We start from the raw sequence: 2,948 nt of genomic DNA on the forward strand, positions 1-2,948 counted from the left end.
TAAAACTGTCTATGTCAGATATACAACTCCTATTCGTGGTTATAATTTTCATATAGCATACGAGAAGTCAGCAGGAAACAATATGCTCAATGGACGTTTAACCATTTTGTCATTGCAAAATGACACTATATATGACTCTAATAGATATTGTGGAGATTTAGACAATATAGAGTTTGATTCTCTTTCTAATGGAGAAGTAATTCATCTTGATTACAAAGCCATAAAAGAGAGTTCTAGTGAGTTTATAGCAATTAATTCAAGGCATGACCCATGCTCTGAATTTAGTTTTCTGGATGTGAATTTTGATGGTAAAGATGAGTTGATAATCTGTAATGCTTCTACTGGACAAAGAAACAGATACACTTATACTGTTTTGACTTTCCCTGAATGCGAATGGCTTATTGGTGATGGTGAACAAATTGATTCAGGATGGATGATTGACGCTAAGAACAAAAGACTAGTTAGTGACATTACTGGTGGGGATGCTTCCAATACATATCAAATATGGGAATGGAATGAGAGTAAAGACGATTTGATACTCCTTAAAGAAGTGGAAGAAATGGGATATATGGAAGAAGAAACTATCCTGACTGTTCACAATTTTTATAATGGGACTGAGATAGCCAAGCGAGATAGCATGGTTATTAATAGTGGGGAAACTCTTAATAAGGATGTGTTGTATAGAGGATTGTCCTTATAGTGGGATGATAGCAGGATGTATATTTAGGAGATTGCAGAATATATTTCTAAATAGAGACGGGATTTTTTCTTGCAAATTATACCTTTAGAGAGGAGAAAAAAATCCCATTTGAAAAATATAATTATCTTTGGCATCCAACAAACCTAACAACTTGAAAAATCATGCAAGAAGAAATCAAAACTCTAAAAAAGCAATTAAGAGAAGCAAATGCGAAAAACAAAACTTTAGAAGAAAAGAACCTTAAACTATTAAATGAAATAGAGGTATTAAGGGCAGATAAAGGCTATGTTGCTGATCCAAATGAAATGAGTGAAGAAATGTTGAAAGCAGAAATGACAAGATTCATGCTCGCTTATCAGAAGTTCCCAACAGAAAGACGTCGTTTAGAAACAGAAAAACGTCAGGAGGTTCTTGACATACTCACTCCTATGATTGATAAAGCTATGAGCTTAGAGAAGGAAGAAAAGAGTATTCCAGAAGCTATTAAGGCTCATGAGGCATGTCTCAAATTTGCTCAGGAACATAAAGAGGAACTGCGTCTATCTGATTATGAGAAAAGCTGTATGCGCATAGCTGTCCTTTATAGAAAGATGAATCAATCAGATAAAGAGGTCGCATTCATACAAAGGATTCTGAATACACGAAAAAAATATAAGCAGAGCCTTTATTCTGAAAAGTTATATCACGAACTGGAACATAGGCTAAAAAGAGTAGAAGAAATGCTTGCAAGAAAGAAGTAAACTAACAGCTGTTTAAGGGTATTCGATTGTTTTACTTACCTTTGTTCCATCAATAGAATTGGTTATGGACTTGCAACTACTTACATCCTCCTTATTTGCAGCATACAGCAAAGCCGTAGATATGAATTGGACGAATATAAAATTGTCCGAAGAGAGTAGTTTGCCGAATGTCAAACCTTTTGATTTCTACAATTCTGTGGCATCTGTCTATTCTTCTAAGATAGAGGGAGAGAATATAGAGTTGGATAGTTATGTGAAGCATAAGTTCTACAAGGTGCCTTATCAAGCCGATTATACCAAGAAAGCAGACGACCTGTTTGAAGCATACCAATATGCGCAATCTCATCCACTTACATTCGAGAATGTGATGGAAGCGCATAAGATATTAAGTAAGAACTTGCTTTCGCCATCCGCAAGAGGAGTGCTTCGCAATAGCATCATGTTTGTTATGGATGATAAAGATCAGATTGCTTATGTAGCTTGTGAACCTCAATTGGTAGAATCAGAGACGGAAAAGCTTTTCAATGATATAGAATTATTACTAAAAACGAATCTATCCATAGAAGAAACCTTCTATTACGCTTCGCTTATTCACCTTATGTTTGTTAAGATCCATCCAATGCAAGATGGGAACGGACGATTAGCCAGGCTTATTGAGAAATGGTTTATCGCATCAAAACTGGGAAAAGAATACTGGCGAATGAAATCAGAGAAATACTATTATTCTAATCTGAAAGACTACTATCGAAACTTAGCCATTACAGGATTAGAATATGATGAAATTGATATGACGAAAAGTATTCCTTTTTTGAGTATGCTACCTAAGAGTATTGCTTTTGAGTAGATAATCTAGAAAAAGAATCATTATATAATTATATGTTTAACTCTGTCACGAAAGACTGGAGAAGTCATACGAGAAGTCACTCTTAAAACAAAACAATCGTAGTCGATTGATTGTCAAGTCAATAAACCAGACTTAGTACGCGTCTGGGGGGCGTGTGGTCGCAGGTTCAAATCCTGTCATCCCGACGGCTAATTATCAAAGACTTACAAGAGATTGTAAGTCTTTTTTTTATTCATGCGTGACGGATTCGTGACGGTTTTTGGGTTTGATTTTGCTTGCATTTTGACCTATCTTTGTAATGAAAATATAACAAAAATTAACACGAAGAGACATGATGACAACGTGGCAAAAATTAGAATTGTGCAAAATAAGATACTATTTGGATGAACATCCGGATTTATACAACTTCAATCATTTCGAAGAAACCTTAATTTCCGCACACCTTGAGAAACTCCCTCTCTTAAGCAATTATAGTCAAGTACTTTTTGATTACGGCAAACATCTATACAGCCTAAAGCAGAATATGGCAAAAGACGATGAAGACCATAGTTTCATATACTGCTTTCATCTCCTAACAGAATATCGATTACTCTTGTTACCGGGGAACTTTGGAAATTCCATCGAAAGTGACCCCCTTCGGCCAATTCAAAGTGACCCCCTAAAG

At 35.5% G+C, this 2,948-nt stretch carries 2 protein-coding genes and 1 pseudogene; all 3 read left to right on the forward strand.

The window, feature by feature from the left end; translation table 11 throughout:
• Positions 1-700, forward strand: a pseudogene (locus D0T51_RS12105) (hypothetical protein); the annotation flags it as partial.
• Positions 701-861: 161 nt separating this feature from the next.
• Positions 862-1,440 carry a hypothetical protein gene (locus D0T51_RS12110; protein ID WP_163729651.1) on the forward strand — a complete coding sequence of 193 codons (579 nt, stop codon included), beginning with the start codon at positions 862-864 and terminating at the stop codon, positions 1,438-1,440.
• A 64-nt stretch (positions 1,441-1,504) separates the two neighbouring features.
• Positions 1,505-2,284 carry a Fic family protein gene (locus tag D0T51_RS12115; RefSeq protein ID WP_163729652.1) on the forward strand — a complete coding sequence of 260 codons (780 nt, stop codon included), beginning with the start codon at positions 1,505-1,507 and terminating at the stop codon, positions 2,282-2,284.
• Positions 2,285-2,948: the final 664 nt, after the last annotated feature.

The organism is Parabacteroides sp. 52 (genome assembly GCF_010500925.1).
In the GTDB taxonomy this organism is placed as follows: Bacteria; Bacteroidota; Bacteroidia; order Bacteroidales; family Tannerellaceae; genus QVMG01.